This window comes from Bacteroidia bacterium, from assembly GCA_023228875.1.
GTDB lineage: Bacteria > Bacteroidota > Bacteroidia > NS11-12g > UBA955 > JALOAG01.
In genome coordinates this window covers 85,581-100,079 of sequence record JALOAG010000009.1, presented here as the reverse complement: position 1 = coordinate 100,079, position 14,499 = coordinate 85,581, and the positions used below count along the sequence as shown (strand labels likewise).

Below are 14,499 nucleotides of genomic sequence, written 5' to 3'. Positions count from 1 at the left end.
AGGCACACGGGTTTGGCAAAAGTGGCGGTTCATTGTTACGCAGACACATTTGTGGTTAATCAAACATTCGTTCTCCGCATCAACATTTGTGCTAAAAATCCCCGCCTTCGGCAATACCCAAACCGTTGTGTGTAATGGCAACTGACCGCACCAACAAAATATCAACGAAATGAAAAATTTATTTTTACTTATAACAATATTGACCGTAAACTTGACTTTTGGACAATCAAACAACCCAAAAGACACGACTGTCGCAAATCCTAATTACGACAAAATATTGAGCGAAAAATTAGGGGGAGATGATTACGGAATGAAAAGCTATTTTTTGGTTATCCTCAAAACAGGAACGAACAAAACAACCGACAAAGCTCTGATTAACGAAAGTTTTAGAGGTCATCTTGACAATATAAACAAATTGGTTAAGGAAGAGAAACTAATTGTTGCGGGACCATTAGGAAAGAATGAAAACAATTACAGAGGAATTTTTATTCTCAACAACATTCAAAGTATTGAGGAGGCGAAAGAACTTTTACAAACCGACCTTGCGATAAAAAACCAACTTTTGGATTACGATATTTTCACTTGGTACGGTTCGGCAGCACTTCCCGAATATCTACCATTTTCAGACAAAATTTGGAAATCAAAACCCTAAAAAATGGCAGAAATTAAAACAAAACAAACCGGAGCAGACGTTACTGAATTTATAAACACTTTTGCAAACCCTGAACAAAAGAAAAAAGACAGTTTTGAACTATTGAAAGTGATGCAGGATTTTACAGGCTACGAACCCAAAATGTGGGGCGCTTCTATTATCGGTTTTGGCAAGTACCATTACAAATCCGAAAGAAGCCGACAAGAAGGCGATTGGCCATTAGTGGGATTCTCGCCACGAAAAGCAGCCATTTCTTTGTATGTTCATTGTGGTTGTGAAGGACAAGACAATTTACTCGAAGGCTTGGGAAAATACACGATGGGAAAAAGCTGTATTTATGTCAAAAAACTTTCCGATATTAATCAGGAAGTTTTAAAAGAAATGATGCAATCAACCATTGATTTTTTAAAAGAGAAATACGGATAAAGCAAATGGATACAATCCGCTTAAATAAACGATAAATAACTGATTATGAAAAATATAAAAATAGAAATTAAGTGGGCAATATATTTTACAATAATGTCCTTGTTGTGGATGTTTTTGGAAAAACTATGCGGACTACACGGAAAATATATTGACTATCATCTTTACTTGACCAATCTTTTTGCAATACCCGCAATTTGGTTTATGGTTTTGGCTTTGAAAGACAAAAAGAAAAATTTTTACAACGGAAATATGACTTACAAACAAGGTTTGATTTCGGGTATTATCGTTTCTGCATTTATATCCTTGCTTAGCCCTTTGACTCAATGGATTACTTCTTATATAATCACACCCGAATATTTTCCGAACGTAATAAAGCGTTCAGTAGAAATAGGTTACTACAAAACGACTGCCGAAGCAGAAGCCAATTTCAATTATAAAAACTATGCAATTAACTCAACCATTTTTGCATTCGTATTTGGAGTGATAACAACAGCAATCGCAATGATTTTCATCAGAACAAAAAAACAATCCGTTTAAACAATGAATGAGCAAATAACAGCATATATTAACAATGCCCCAAAAGAGCAAAAGGAAGTAATGGAAGCCATCCGTTCGCTCATTCATCAATCTGTGAAAAACGTAAAGGAAGAGTTCAAATGGAGCAGACCTATTTTTAAATCCTCAAAAGACTTTGCCTATTTACAATCAAATAAAAATCACGTGAATTTGGGTTTTTACAAAGATTTTGAAAAACTCAACGACCCAAAAGGATTATTGGAAGGAACAGGAAAAACGATGCGACACATCAAATTAAAAAATGCTTCGGACATTGACCATAAACTTTTAAGCCAATGGTTTACTGTTTTGACACAAGAATAAAACGACAACCAAAAGAGCCACTACACACAACAGCTCGTTTGGCAAAAGTGGCAAGAAACGTCTTCGGTTAAAAGTTTTTCGTAAATTTAAAAGTCTCCTCTTCGATTAAAGTTTTATACTAAAAATCCCGCCCATCGCCAATACGCGGCTCGTTACAGGCAAGCGTAGAACAACCGAACCCTCAAGATTATTACAGAAATTAGTCTGAGATTTGTTTTATTTTTTTGCCAACGCTCGTTTTGCACTTTTGGTTTTGCAGAAATACGAAACAATCACTAAAAAAAACAAAAGAGCAAAATTTTTCCTTTCACTGAAAAATCACAATAAAAGGGACTTCTCTATAGTGTCGAATTCAAAAGAAAAGCCAGTTTTTTTTAGCTTTTCATTACTGACTTTTGATCCTTCTAAAAACATAACCGACATTTCGCTAAAAAGTAAACGGATGATAAAGGCAGGTGCATTGGGTAGAATAGTTCTCATTTTATAAGATTTCAACAAGGTTTTTGAAAATTCATTCATCGTGATATTTTCGCTTGAGACAGTATTATAAATTCCGTTAATTTTAGAATTAGAAAGGATAAATTCATACAGTTTTACTAAATCTCTAATATCAATCCAAGGTAAAAACTGTTTTCCTGAACCCAACGAAACATTTATTCCTAATTTAGCTAACGGTGCTAATTTTTGAACTATTCCTCCATCTTTTCCAATTATCACTCCTTTGCGTAAAATAACTGTTCTAATACCTATATCGTTAAATTTCATTACTGTATTTTCCCATTCTTTGCAAACAGTGGCTAAAAAATCAGTTCCATTTTCAGCAGTTTCTTTAAAAATTTCATCTGTAGTTACTGCTCCATAATACCCAACGGCAGAAGACGAAATAAATGTATTGATGCTAAATTTATTTTCCGATACATACTGATACAATAAGTCAATGGACTTAATACGACTGCTGATAATTTCACTTTTTCGTTCTTTTGTCCATCTTTTCTCTCCAATGTTAGCACCAGTTAAATTGATAATTGTATCTACATTTTCAAAGGCGTTTCTGTCAATATATTGCTGATGAATATCCCATTGAAAATACGCTAAATTCGTATGATGACTAACTTGTTTACTCCTCCTTGATAAGGCATTAATGAAATACCCTTTCTCTAATAAATAATTAATAAGATATGTTCCAACAAAACCAGTTGCGCCTGCTATGAGAATTTTTTTCATATTTTTTCTTTTACCGCTTTTTCATAAATTTTCAATGCTCTATCTCTCGCAAAGCAATGTTCTACAATAGGTTTAGGATAATTATCTGTACCAAATTCAGGAATCCATTTTTTTATGTAAACAAAATCCTTATCAAATTTTTCTGTTTGTACGGCAGGATTAAACACTCTGAAATACGGTGCAGCATCACAACCTGAACCAGCAGCCCATTGCCAATTTCCATTATTAGCTGATAAATCATAATCATTTAATTTTTGAGCAAAATAAGCTTCACCCCATCGCCAATCAATCAGCAAATGCTTGCATAAAAAACTAGCAACGATCATTCGCACCCGATTGTGCATGTAACCCGTTTGATTGAGTTGTCGCATTCCGGCATCTACAATTGGATAGCCTGTTTTTCCTTCACACCAAAGCTTAAATTCTTGTTCATTATTTCTCCACTCTATAAAATCATATTTGGGTTTGAATGATTCAGTCACAACTTTTGGAAAATGATACAAAATCTGCATAAAAAATTCTCGCCAAATCAGTTCATTCAGCCAAGTTTGATTGTGTTCTAATGCAAAAGCCACGCATTGACGAACACTAATCGTTCCGAAGCGAAGTGCAATACCCAATTGCGTAGTACGCTGCATAGCAGGATAATCTCGAAATTTGTCATATTCATCAATAATATCAGGATTAAGTGTAGGTTCAATAAATTCAAATTCTGTTTTTTGAAAACCTATTTCTTGTAATGAATAAATTTCGGAAAAATTTATTTTAAAAAAATTAGTAAAATCAGCTTTATATGTTTGATAATTTTCTACCGTTAATTTTTCTTTCCATTTTTTGGAATAGGGCGTATAAACAGTATAAGAAGTTCCGTCACTTTTCAGTACTTCATTTTTGTCAAAAACAACTTGGTCTTTAAATGCTTTAAAAGGTATGTCAAGTGCTTTAAAATATTCATATATTTCGGTATCCCTTTTTATGGCTTGCGGCTCATAATCGCGATTACAAAAAACAGCCTCAATAGTATATTCATTAGCAAGTTGCTGAAAAACAGTAAGGGGATTGCTAAAATAGGAATTAAGCGAAGACTTAAAAGCACTTAATTCCTTATTTAATTTCTGAAGTGCTTGGTGAATGTAATCCACTCTTCGATCGTATTTATTTTCTAATTTATCAAGTATTGATTTATCAAAAATAAATACAGGTAAAACGGGACTTTTTCCAGCAAGTGCATGGTATAGTCCCGCATTATCTTCCAGTCTTAAATCTCGTCTAAACCAAAAAATTGATACCCTTTCTTTCATTTCAGGCTCATCTTTCTAGTTATAAAAATCAAAATATTTATAAAAATAACTAGTGCAAAACCTAAGGCAGCAAAATAAACTGTTTTTTGGCTTTCGTAATTTGCAACAGCAATAGCGATTAAAGCCCAAACAGCAACCATTGCAAAAGCAGGCATATTCTTTTTCCAGACCATATAGAGATGAATTACACTTGCAATGGCAAACATAACAATCGCCCAGCTTGATTCTGAAATTCCAAAACCATACCATTCAATTTTTTTCAAATAAGCTGCTACATTTGCAATTAATGCTACTGAAATCCAACCTGCATAGATGTAAAAAGGAATTTCTAAATATAATTTTAACGTTGGATTAGAGGTATTATTTTGATCCTGAATGGTTACAATTATTTTTAACAATGATACTAAAACAAGAACCATTAAAGGGATTGTAACAAGAGTATATTCATAAAGCCAACAAACTACCCACAAACTATTACTAATACAGGATATTACAAACCACCATCCAATTTTTTGAACTACTTGTTTTTTAAAGGCAGTTTTTTTTGTAAATGGTCCAAAATAAAAAACAAAAGACAGTAACCCAAGATATATTAGTCCCCATATAGAAAAAGCATAGCCAGCTGGAGTAAATAAATTTTGGTACTTAGCTGAAATTGACCCCATTGTTTCTCCATTTAAAATACCACTATTAGAAACATAACTCATTGCAATTGTTGTAATTACAGCTAGAAAATTTAATAAGGAAAGTTGTTTTCTCATTTTATTTTTTTTCAATTAAACTAATAATCTGAGAATCAAAAGGCTTCACCGAAGACTTAAAATAACTTACCAGTTCCCCATTTTCATTAACTAAGTATTTACTAAAATTCCATTCTGGAGCTTGATCATTCCATCCATTTAACTTTTTATCTGTCAACCATTTAAATACTTCTTGTTGCGCCTCATTTTTAATAACTCCAGCCTTCATTGCAATAGGAAACGTGACACCATAGTTCGCTTTACAAAACTGAGCGATTTCTTCATTAGAACCACTTTCTTGATTAGCAAAATCATTAGCTGGAAAAGCAATGATTACAAGTTGATCCTTGTATTTTTCATAGAGTTTTTCAAGTCCTTCGTATTGTGGGGTATATCCACATTTAGAAGCTGTGTTTACTAAAAGTACTTTTTTACCTTTAAGAGAGGCGAAATCCAATTCTTCACCATTATTTAGTGTAATTTTCAATGAATAAAAGGATGTACTAGGTTTTGATTTTAATTCCAAGTGTTGATTCATATTCGTTTTATTTTCTAGGTTAAAAGAATACATTGTTAATGCTGTAAAAGCTGCTAAAGCTGAGACTAAATATTTTCTGTTTTTTTTCATACTTTTTTTGTTTTATTTGTTAATACTATTTTTAATTAGTTTACTTTTTGGTGATATACTCGGTCCAAAAAAATGAGTTAACACACCTTCTTCATTAATTACATATTTACTAAAATTCCATATTGGCTCTTGTGTATTCCAGCCATTTAATGTAGCATCTGTTAGCCATTTGTAAATACTATTTTGATTTTCACCCTTCAATACAGAACTTTTTTTTGCTAACATAAATGTGACACCATAATTCAACTTACAAAAACTTTCAATCTTTTCATTCTCTTCTTTCTCTTGTTCACCAAAATCGTTAGAAGGAAATCCGATAATCACTAAGGTATCATGCATTGAATCATACAATTCTTGTAACTCTTCATACTGAGCGGTATAACCACAATCAGAGGCGGTGTTAACAATCATAATATTTTTACCTTTAAAAGAAGATAGTAAAATACTTTTTTGGTCAATTAACTGAACTTCCAAGTCATAAAAAGATGAAATTGGATAGACTTTATTTTCGTTTGAAATAACACTACCCATTTTTGTAGATTTTCCCACTCTTTGAATAACAGGATATAAAAACCTGCTTATTTTTTGTCTAAGCGTTTCCATATTAATTTTTTACTTTTTTGAAATTCCTTGAAAAAATAAAGGACTAATAAAAACTGTGTATATCCATATACTGCATCTTCAATTGGTATCGTTAATATTCTTATTCCTAAGAATTCATTAGGATTGTAGTTAACAATTGGAGAGTCTAATCCAGTACCTGTAAGAATTCCGTTTACTGGAAGGAATCCTAACATCAATATTAGAAAAACTAGAGAAGCCTTGCTAATCCATTCTTTTTTTACAATAAAATGGAGATAAACTAACGTAAAAACAGTCACGATTGCCGTAACCAAGGTATAAACCTTATCATAATGCAATAAAGCAACAACTGAGCAAATAACAATAGATACAAAAACAATAATATTATTAAATCCACTTAACCACTTCAACGAAAAAAATTTATCAATACTGTAATATGTAAAAACACAAGAAAAAGGAATAAAAATAAAAAAAAGCCATTCCTCTAAAGGTAAGCCTGCTATAACAATTCCAAGTGTGTAGTTTGTATTAAACCACCATACACCTTTTGCAGTAAACCAAACATCCCAAGCGATGAAAGGAATAGCTACTAGAACAGATGCTTTTAGAAATGCTCCAAAATGCTTGTTGAACTGTAATCGCTTGTCAAAAGATGCAATAAAACAAATGATAACTGTGAAAAACAAGACGAGTATGTAGGTGAAAGACATCATTTTTTATTGCTTTTAAAATACATTCTGAAATATTTGAAAGGCACATACAAAAATCCAAAACATTCGCCTTCTTCTTTTCCTAAGTGCTTGTGATGTTGTTTATGAGCTCTTCTTAAAGCTTTAAAATAAAGGTTTTTAGTGTGGGTAAAATATTTAATTCTTTGGTGGATGAAGATATCGTGCACAAAAAAATACGCCATTCCATATAGCATAATACCCAAGCCAATAAAGAACAAGTAATTAAAATCTTTGAGTGAGCCAAAGTACATCAAAGCAATCGTTGGCAAGGCAAAGATGACAAAGAAATAATCATTTTTTTCTAAAACGCCTTTATTACTATGGTCGTGATGGTCTTTATGCAATACCCAAAGAAAACCGTGCATTATGTATTTATGAATGAGCCAAGTAGCTCCTTCCATTAGTACAAAAACGAGTATGGTTATTACTATATTCATATATTATTTATTAAATTTTTGCTCCAAAACTTTAAAGCGAAAATCAAAAATTGATTCCAGCTTCTTGTTAACCAATAAAGCGTGAGTGATATCTCCCAAAAAGCCGAAAGGTAATTCATAATCTACCGTATCTTTCATTAACACGCCCTCTTTATTTGGAATAAATTCGTGAATGTGATTCCAGAGTTTATAAGGTCCTTTTTCTTGAAAATCGGTAAAGCTTTTTTGAAAAGTAACTTCCGTAATTTTCGTTCTCCATTTCAACGGTATTTTAAGTAATGGAGAAACGGTATATTCAATTTCCATACCCTCAAAAATCGCTTGGTTTCCTACATCGGTATGCACTACAAATCCCATTTCTTTAGGAGTAATTTGGGCAAGGTTATAGGGCGATGAAAAAAACTCCCAAGCGGTTTCTATATCACAATTAAGTTGTTGTTCTCTATATAACTGATGTTTCATTTTAATCTTTTAATAACAGTTCTATGTAATGATTGATTACATTTGATTTTATCTGACTTCGATTGTTTTTAATAAATTGTATATCTTCTTTAATATTGGAGTGATACCCTAAAAAATTGGGTGCATTTTTTTGGACTGACAGCCTTATAAATCGTAATTCAGCATTATTGGGCTCTTGTTCAATAGCTAGTTCAATATTTTTTTTCCCTTTATTAAAAGTATTGAGTTTGCTTAATGGATTTAAAACGTGATTTGCCCAAATGGTTTGCAAACCTCCTAAATATGCTAAATGGGTAGCCGATTGGTCTTTATTCTTTTCCAATTGAGCCAGTAATTCACTACACATTTTCTTATCGGTAGCCAATTGGCTATAATTTGCCCTTACATCATCTAAGGAATAAATGGCGAAACTGCTAAAAATAAACAGAGCTGATAAAAGAAAAATAGTCCATTTCATTACAAACAAGTTGTTTTATACCTGAGATAACTCTTAAATGCCACAAAAGCTTTTTCAGAATTAGCAACACGTACACGGTTATTCATAATCTCTTTAGAAGATTTATTTTTGATTTTTTTAAACAAAGTCAAATAATATTTGTAAGCCAAATACACGCCAAATTTCGAAGAATTAGGAAGCATTTTAATTCCGATTAATGCCTGTTTAAATTCTTGTTCTATATCTTCTTCAATTTGGCATTTCACACAATTATCGAACAAACACATATCAACATTCGGAAAATAAGTACGACCAAGGATTTGATAATCATCTTTCAAATCTCTTAAAAAATTAATTTTTTGAAAAACCGAACCTAATTTCATTGCATAAGGCTTCAATTCTTCGTATTTAGATTTATCTCCCTCGGTAAAAACTTGCAAACACATTAAACCAACCACTTCCGCGGAACCGTGAATGTATTCTTCATACAATGCAGAATTATAATCTATTTTTTGCAAATCCATTTCCATACTGTGTAGAAATTGATTTATTAAAGTTCTGTCTATATTGTATTTTACAACGGTATCTTGAAAAGATTGTAAAATTGGATTCAATGAAATGCCTTCGGACAAAGCATTGTCGGTTTCCAATTTTAATCTATTTAATAATTTTTCTTTATCATAACCTTGAAAGCTATCCACAATTTCATCAGCTAATCTTACATAACCATAAATAGCATAAATAGCAGGTCTAATTGACGGCTTTAACGCTAGTATGCCCAACGAAAAACTGGTGCTATACTTTTTTGTTGTCTTTTTGCTCACATCGTAAGACAATTCTTCAAACAGTTTTTTCATTTTTTATTTATTTAATCGGTTAACTTCATTTGCTACTATTTTTCCTGATATTATTGATGGCGGAACCCCAGGTCCCGGTACGGTTAATTGTCCAGTGTAGTATAAGTTTTTTAATTTTTTGTTCCTGAGTTTTGGTTTTAATACCGCTGTTTGATTTAGCGTATTAGCCAAACCATAAGCATTCCCTCCGTAAGCATTGTAATCAGAAACAAAATCACGCACACAATAACTTCTTTGGTATTCAATTTTAGATTTTAAATCACTGATGCCGGTGTGTTTTTCGATTCTTAACAGCATATCTCTAAGATATTTTTCACGGATACTTTCATCATCATTAATTCCTATCGCTACAGGCATAAGTAAAAACAAATTTTCTTTTCCTTTTGGGGCAACGTTATCATCTGTCTTTGAAGGACAGCACGCATAAAACAAAGGTTTTTCAGGCCATCTTTTATGACCGTAAATACAATCAATATGGTCATCTAAATCGTTTTCAAAGAAAAGCGTATGATGTTTTAAATTAGGAATCGTTTCATTAATACCCAAATAAAAAATCAAACTTGATGGAGCAAAAGTTCTTTTCTTCCAATATTGCTCATCATAATTTCTGAACTCGCTATCCAAAAGTGATTCAGTGTGGTGATAATCCGAAGAAGCAATAACTGCATCAAATTCAATATTCACTCCATTAATTGTAAGAGATTTTACTTCCCCATTTTGAGTATTGATATATTCAACAGTTTTATTAAAATGAAATTTAGCCCCTTGTTTTTCAGCTACACTTTTCATTGCTAAAACCAACTGGTAAAAACCGCCCATTGGATAATGTGTACCCAGAGCGTAACCTCCGTAGTTCATCAGACTATACAATGCAGGAATATTTTTTGGAGATGCTCCTAAAAATATAACAGGAAACTCCATCAAAGTTCTCAGTTTTTCATTTTTAAAATATCGGGCAACATAACTTCTGAAATTTGTCAGTAAATCCAGCTTCAAAGCACTCTTAGCAATTTTCGGAGCAATAAACTCAGCCCAACTATGACAAGGTTTGTTTACAAATTCTTGCATACCGACTTCGTATTTGAATTTTGCCGATTGTATAAATTTCTCCAATTGCTTGCCTGCACTAGATTCTATTTTTTCAAAAAGACTTTTCAAATCATCCAAACTTTCAGGAACATCCATTTTTAAATCCGAAAAAATCATTTCAAACTGTGGGTTTAAAGAAACCAATTCAAAAAAATCCGTTTGTTTGTACCCGAAATCCGCAAAAAATCTTTCAATTATATCAGGCATCCAATACCAGCTTGGTCCCATATCAAAAACATATCCTTGGGGCGTGCAAAATTGCCTTGCTCTTCCACCTGCTTGGTCGTGCTTTTCGAAAACGTGTACTTCATTTCCATTTTTTGCAGCATAAGCAGCAGCAGAAAGCCCTGAAAATCCTGAACCTATAATGGCTATTTTCATCTCTAATCTTTTTTTAATACTTCTTTCAACAAATTCTCTGGTTCAATATTTTTGTCATAAATAGGCTGATGAAAATCATTCAATTTATTAAGAAGCCTTATTAATTCCATTTTTTCATTGTAAGTCAAATCGCCCGTAACAATAGAAGTAGCTTGTCTGATTTTATCCATTTGAGCTTCTAAAGCTTCCAAACCTTTTTGAGTAATAGAAATCACCTTACTTCTTTTGTCAGTCTTAGAATCTCTCTGTGCTACCCATTTCTGAGTAATTAAGCGGTTGATAATCTGCATGCCTGCCGGCTTTTCTTGAACATTCTTTTTGATTAACTCCATCTTAGTCATTTCACCAAATGCTTTTAGATTGATTAAAAAAATAAAATCTTCTTGTGTTGAAAAGTCAGAATCAATTATTGCTGATTTGGAATAACTCTTAGCATAGCGATTCATGTGTACTATAAGAGTGTTAATGACACTTTCAGGACTTCTTCCATTCTCTTTACCTTCCCAATCAGGCTCTACCTCGTTTTCTTTCAAATTACAAGCAATCCATCTTCTAAAACCGTTGACTGTAATTTCATTCGTTTTTGAATTTTCCAACTCATATTGTTCTACTAAACCAATAATATCTTTTAATAAACCGTAATTCATTACTAAAAATTCTAGGGTACAAAGATACTACTATTTTTAAAATAAAGTGCTATTTTACACCAATATTCAAAAACAAAGTTTACTTTTGCACCGAATGAATAGATTTAAAGTATGAAAAGGTTGATTTTCATTCTTGTTGCAACAATGTTATCTGTACAACTCAATGCTCAAACATTAGGGACGGTTTCAGGTACTGTGAAGGACAAGAATACACAAGAAGAATTAATTGGTGTAGCTATACAATTTTTTGGTCCAGATACTTTAGGTGTTGTAACTGATGAAAATGGTTCTTTTTCTATCAAAATACCAGTAGGAAAATATAATTTAAAAGCTTCTTACATTGGATATGAAGTATTTGAACAATACAATCTAAATCTAAGTTCAGGAAATGCTCTTTTACTTCAAATAGAATTAGACCCCAAAAGTCAAGCATTAGAAGAAATTGTTATTAATTCAGGGAAATCTGTTAGAGCTACTGATATGGTAACTCCACTAGCAACACAAAAATTAACTGCCGAAGAAATAAAATCTAATCCGGGTGGGAATTTTGATGTTTCAAAAGTGATTCAAGTTTTACCGGGAGTTGCAGGCGGAACCACACCCAACAGAAACGATATTATTGTTAGGGGTGGTGGACCCAGTGAAAATGTATATTACTTAGACGGGATTGAAATTCCTGTTTTAAACCATTTTCAAACGCAAGGAGCAAGTGGCGGAGCAACAGGTATTTTAAATGTTTCGTTTATACAAGATGTGCAACTTACTTCATCGGCTTTTAATGCCAGATATGATAATGCTTTGGCTTCAACAATTGTTATCAAACAACGAAATGGAAATCCCGATAAATTAAGTGGAAATTTTCGCTTGTCAGGAACAGAATTTGCAGCAATGTTAGAAGGTCCTTTAGGAAAAAAAACTACTTTTATGGCTTCGGCAAGACGCTCGTATTTACAATTTTTATTTACGTTATTGGATTTACCGATTAGACCTGATTACTATGATTTTCAATATAAAGTTAACCACAAAATAAACAATAAAACTGAGATTAATTTTATTGGAATTGGTGCTATTGACAATTTTAAATTAGCTGCTCCCAAAAAGAGTGATGCAAATACAGAATACATCAACCGTGCTAATCCATTGATTAAACAGTGGAATTATACAGTTGGGGCAACATTAAAACGATTAGTAAATGACGGATACTTTACCATTGCATTGAGTAGAAATATGTTTTTTAATGGTGCAGACCGTTACGAAAACAACGCCTCAAAAAGTGGTAATAAATTGTTCAGTTTGGGAAGTCACGAAATAGAAAATAAGCTTCGTTTTGATATGAATAAGTTTAAAAACGGTTGGAAATACAGTTACGGAGTTGATGCTCAATATGTAAAGTACGATGCTTCTATTTTCAACACAGTTAAGGATGAAATAAAAGATAGTTTAGGAAATACGATTAGCCCTGCTATATCTTTTTCAACCAATTCAGCAATTGATTTTTTTAAATTTGGTGCGTATGGTCAGGTTGCTACATATTTTTTTGACGATAGATTTTTAGTATCGGCTGGTATTCGAACAGACATCAATACCTATACTAAAAACGGGTTAAATCCATTAAGAACAATATCTCCAAGAGCTTCATTTTCTTATATCATCAACAATAAATGGAATATTTCGGCATCAGTGGGGAGTTATTACAAATTACCTGTTTACACAATGCTTGGGTACAAAGACAACAACGGAACACTTAGCAATAAAGACTTAAAATACACCAATTCCATTCATTATACAATTGGTGCTGAATTTGTTCCAAAAAATGATTTACGAGTTACTTTTGAAGCATTTTATAAAGATTACAGGAACTATCCAATATCGTTAATTAATGGGATTTCTTATGCTAACATAGGCACGGATTATTCAGCAGTTGGCAGCGATAAATACACTTCAACAGGACGAGGAAGAGTTTATGGAATCGAAGCATATATTCAGCAAAAATTGATTAAAAATCTATTTTACGTAGCTAGTGCCACGCTTTACAAATCTGAATTTTCAGGTATAGATGGAGAATTTAAACCTTCAACTTGGAATTATGGATTGATTGTTTCTGCAACTTTTGGGTATAAATTCAAAAAGAATTGGGATATAGGTTTAAAATACAGAATTGCAGGAGGACAACCTTATACGCCTTTTGATATGAACGCATCAACAGCTATGTATCTAACATCAGGAATAGGTATTTACGATTATACACAACTGAACAACAAACGACTTCCTATTTTTAGCCAATTGGACTTGAGAGCAGATAAAAAGTTCAATTTCAAAAAAATGAGCTTAGATGTATTTGTAGATTTTCAAAATATTTTGTTCTACAAAACACCTTATTTACCGAAATTTACTTTTGAAAGGACCGATGACAATACAGGTTTTAAAACAACAGATGGTCAACCTATTAAATCAGACGGCAGTAACGGTATTCCTTTAATTTTAAACCAAAGGTCAGCTACAATTGTTCCTTCAATTGGATTTATATTTGAATTTTAATGAATAGCAAAATATCAGACATGCACATTAGCAAGTTTTATTAGACAATACTCAAAGTTAAGCTTGCCAAAGAGTATGTCTTAATGGAGAAAAATAAAACAAATTATACGATTTAAAGAACGCCAGCCTGTAACATCAGTAGCTGTTGCACAACTCTCTAAAAAAAGAAAAAAACATCAAAAACGGCTTCATTAGAAGCGATTTAAGCACACTTGTTTTTTCAACTATGCTTTTTAAGTTGGTTTTTTGGGTGGTTTATATAGGAGTTGTGAGCGTTGTGATGTAGTCAATAAAAAAACGAAAGGTGTTTTGCGCAGTTGCCTCTATTTTTTGCATGGCTCGCGCTATGCTGTATCAAGGGTTTGTGATAATAAGCGATAAAAATTGTCAGTTGGTACCAAGCTGTCAATGCTTACTTGATACAACATTTTTGGTTGAATATCCTTACGTCCCTGCATGCATCAAAGATAAGAAAAGAAATTTTTAAGG

Annotated in this window: 17 protein-coding genes; 5 read left to right on the top strand and 12 right to left on the bottom strand. The window is 32.4% G+C overall.

Going from position 1 to position 14,499, the window contains the following annotated elements; genetic code table 11:
- Positions 1-169: 169 nt before the first annotated feature.
- From M0R38_09700 to M0R38_09685, 4 genes are read left to right on the top strand one after another with little or no spacing between them, the layout of a single operon-like run.
- Positions 170-652 carry a hypothetical protein gene (locus M0R38_09700; GenBank protein MCK9482017.1) on the top strand — a complete coding sequence of 161 codons (483 nt, stop codon included), beginning with the start codon at positions 170-172 and terminating at the stop codon, positions 650-652.
- A gap of 3 nt (positions 653-655) precedes the next feature.
- Positions 656-1,078, top strand: a complete 423-nt coding sequence (locus tag M0R38_09695) for a DUF1801 domain-containing protein (GenBank protein MCK9482016.1) — start codon at positions 656-658, stop codon at positions 1,076-1,078.
- A gap of 45 nt (positions 1,079-1,123) precedes the next feature.
- Positions 1,124-1,615 (top strand): DUF4199 domain-containing protein, encoded by a 492-nt coding sequence (locus M0R38_09690; protein MCK9482015.1) that lies wholly within the window; start codon positions 1,124-1,126, stop codon positions 1,613-1,615.
- Between the two features lie 3 nt (positions 1,616-1,618).
- On the top strand, positions 1,619-1,957 hold the full coding sequence (locus M0R38_09685; GenBank protein MCK9482014.1) for a DUF1801 domain-containing protein: 339 nt from the start codon (positions 1,619-1,621) through the stop codon (positions 1,955-1,957).
- A gap of 318 nt (positions 1,958-2,275) precedes the next feature.
- Here the strand turns inward: M0R38_09685 and M0R38_09680 are convergent, their stop codons facing one another.
- Genes M0R38_09680 through M0R38_09625 form a run of 12 tightly spaced genes read right to left on the bottom strand, consistent with a single transcriptional unit; the run spans position 2,276 to position 11,472 of the window.
- Positions 2,276-3,181, bottom strand: a complete 906-nt coding sequence (locus M0R38_09680) for a TIGR01777 family oxidoreductase (GenBank protein ID MCK9482013.1) — start codon at positions 3,179-3,181, stop codon at positions 2,276-2,278.
- Complete coding sequence (locus tag M0R38_09675) at positions 3,178-4,482, bottom strand: DNA photolyase family protein (GenBank protein ID MCK9482012.1); 1,305 nt, start codon at positions 4,480-4,482, stop codon at positions 3,178-3,180. The genes M0R38_09680 and M0R38_09675 overlap by 4 nt, the downstream gene beginning before the upstream one ends.
- The gene (locus M0R38_09670) at positions 4,479-5,243 is read right to left on the bottom strand and encodes a tryptophan-rich sensory protein (GenBank protein ID MCK9482011.1); all 765 of its coding nucleotides are present in this window, start codon (positions 5,241-5,243) and stop codon (positions 4,479-4,481) included. The genes M0R38_09675 and M0R38_09670 overlap by 4 nt, the downstream gene beginning before the upstream one ends.
- A 1-nt stretch (position 5,244) precedes the next feature.
- Positions 5,245-5,850 carry a glutathione peroxidase gene (locus M0R38_09665; protein MCK9482010.1) on the bottom strand — a complete coding sequence of 202 codons (606 nt, stop codon included), beginning with the start codon at positions 5,848-5,850 and terminating at the stop codon, positions 5,245-5,247.
- A 12-nt stretch (positions 5,851-5,862) separates the two neighbouring features.
- Positions 5,863-6,453, bottom strand: a complete 591-nt coding sequence (locus tag M0R38_09660) for a glutathione peroxidase (GenBank protein ID MCK9482009.1) — start codon at positions 6,451-6,453, stop codon at positions 5,863-5,865.
- Complete coding sequence (locus M0R38_09655; GenBank protein ID MCK9482008.1) at positions 6,429-7,145, bottom strand: lycopene cyclase domain-containing protein; 717 nt, start codon at positions 7,143-7,145, stop codon at positions 6,429-6,431. The genes M0R38_09660 and M0R38_09655 overlap by 25 nt, the downstream gene beginning before the upstream one ends.
- Positions 7,142-7,600, bottom strand: coding sequence for a sterol desaturase family protein (locus tag M0R38_09650; GenBank protein ID MCK9482007.1), 459 nt, complete (start codon positions 7,598-7,600; stop codon positions 7,142-7,144). Before M0R38_09650 ends, M0R38_09655 begins: the two co-directional genes overlap by 4 nt.
- A 3-nt stretch (positions 7,601-7,603) precedes the next feature.
- Positions 7,604-8,062 (bottom strand): SRPBCC family protein, encoded by a 459-nt coding sequence (locus M0R38_09645; protein MCK9482006.1) that lies wholly within the window; start codon positions 8,060-8,062, stop codon positions 7,604-7,606.
- 1 nt (position 8,063) lies between these two features.
- On the bottom strand, positions 8,064-8,519 hold the full coding sequence (locus tag M0R38_09640) for a hypothetical protein (protein ID MCK9482005.1): 456 nt from the start codon (positions 8,517-8,519) through the stop codon (positions 8,064-8,066).
- Positions 8,519-9,355, bottom strand: coding sequence for a phytoene/squalene synthase family protein (locus M0R38_09635; GenBank protein ID MCK9482004.1), 837 nt, complete (start codon positions 9,353-9,355; stop codon positions 8,519-8,521). The genes M0R38_09640 and M0R38_09635 overlap by 1 nt, the downstream gene beginning before the upstream one ends.
- A gap of 3 nt (positions 9,356-9,358) precedes the next feature.
- Entirely contained in the window at positions 9,359-10,825 is a 1,467-nt protein-coding gene (gene crtI, locus M0R38_09630; protein ID MCK9482003.1) for a phytoene desaturase family protein, read from the bottom strand.
- Positions 10,826-10,827: 2 nt separating this feature from the next.
- Positions 10,828-11,472, bottom strand: a complete 645-nt coding sequence (locus tag M0R38_09625) for a MarR family winged helix-turn-helix transcriptional regulator (protein MCK9482002.1) — start codon at positions 11,470-11,472, stop codon at positions 10,828-10,830.
- Positions 11,473-11,583: 111 nt separating this feature from the next.
- Here M0R38_09625 and M0R38_09620 point away from each other — a divergent pair, with 111 nt between their 5' ends.
- The gene (locus tag M0R38_09620; protein ID MCK9482001.1) at positions 11,584-14,010 is read left to right on the top strand and encodes a TonB-dependent receptor; all 2,427 of its coding nucleotides are present in this window, start codon (positions 11,584-11,586) and stop codon (positions 14,008-14,010) included.
- Positions 14,011-14,499 lie beyond the last annotated feature (489 nt).

What these genes read in the sequence shown, in the direction of transcription:
- M0R38_09700 (MCK9482017.1), top strand. Translation starts at nt 170, where the DNA reads ATGAAAAATTTATTTTTACTTATAACAATATTGACCGTAAACTTGACT.
- M0R38_09695 (MCK9482016.1), top strand. Translation starts at nt 656, where the DNA reads ATGGCAGAAATTAAAACAAAACAAACCGGAGCAGACGTTACTGAATTT.
- M0R38_09690 (MCK9482015.1), top strand. Translation starts at nt 1,124, where the DNA reads ATGAAAAATATAAAAATAGAAATTAAGTGGGCAATATATTTTACAATA.
- M0R38_09685 (MCK9482014.1), top strand. Translation starts at nt 1,619, where the DNA reads ATGAATGAGCAAATAACAGCATATATTAACAATGCCCCAAAAGAGCAA.
- M0R38_09680 (MCK9482013.1), bottom strand. Translation starts at nt 3,181, where the DNA reads ATGAAAAAAATTCTCATAGCAGGCGCAACTGGTTTTGTTGGAACATAT.
- M0R38_09675 (MCK9482012.1), bottom strand. Translation starts at nt 4,482, where the DNA reads ATGAAAGAAAGGGTATCAATTTTTTGGTTTAGACGAGATTTAAGACTG.
- M0R38_09670 (MCK9482011.1), bottom strand. Translation starts at nt 5,243, where the DNA reads ATGAGAAAACAACTTTCCTTATTAAATTTTCTAGCTGTAATTACAACA.
- M0R38_09665 (MCK9482010.1), bottom strand. Translation starts at nt 5,850, where the DNA reads ATGAAAAAAAACAGAAAATATTTAGTCTCAGCTTTAGCAGCTTTTACA.
- M0R38_09660 (MCK9482009.1), bottom strand. Translation starts at nt 6,453, where the DNA reads ATGGAAACGCTTAGACAAAAAATAAGCAGGTTTTTATATCCTGTTATT.
- M0R38_09655 (MCK9482008.1), bottom strand. Translation starts at nt 7,145, where the DNA reads ATGATGTCTTTCACCTACATACTCGTCTTGTTTTTCACAGTTATCATT.
- M0R38_09650 (MCK9482007.1), bottom strand. Translation starts at nt 7,600, where the DNA reads ATGAATATAGTAATAACCATACTCGTTTTTGTACTAATGGAAGGAGCT.
- M0R38_09645 (MCK9482006.1), bottom strand. Translation starts at nt 8,062, where the DNA reads ATGAAACATCAGTTATATAGAGAACAACAACTTAATTGTGATATAGAA.
- M0R38_09640 (MCK9482005.1), bottom strand. Translation starts at nt 8,519, where the DNA reads ATGAAATGGACTATTTTTCTTTTATCAGCTCTGTTTATTTTTAGCAGT.
- M0R38_09635 (MCK9482004.1), bottom strand. Translation starts at nt 9,355, where the DNA reads ATGAAAAAACTGTTTGAAGAATTGTCTTACGATGTGAGCAAAAAGACA.
- crtI (MCK9482003.1), bottom strand. Translation starts at nt 10,825, where the DNA reads ATGAAAATAGCCATTATAGGTTCAGGATTTTCAGGGCTTTCTGCTGCT.
- M0R38_09625 (MCK9482002.1), bottom strand. Translation starts at nt 11,472, where the DNA reads ATGAATTACGGTTTATTAAAAGATATTATTGGTTTAGTAGAACAATAT.
- M0R38_09620 (MCK9482001.1), top strand. Translation starts at nt 11,584, where the DNA reads ATGAAAAGGTTGATTTTCATTCTTGTTGCAACAATGTTATCTGTACAA.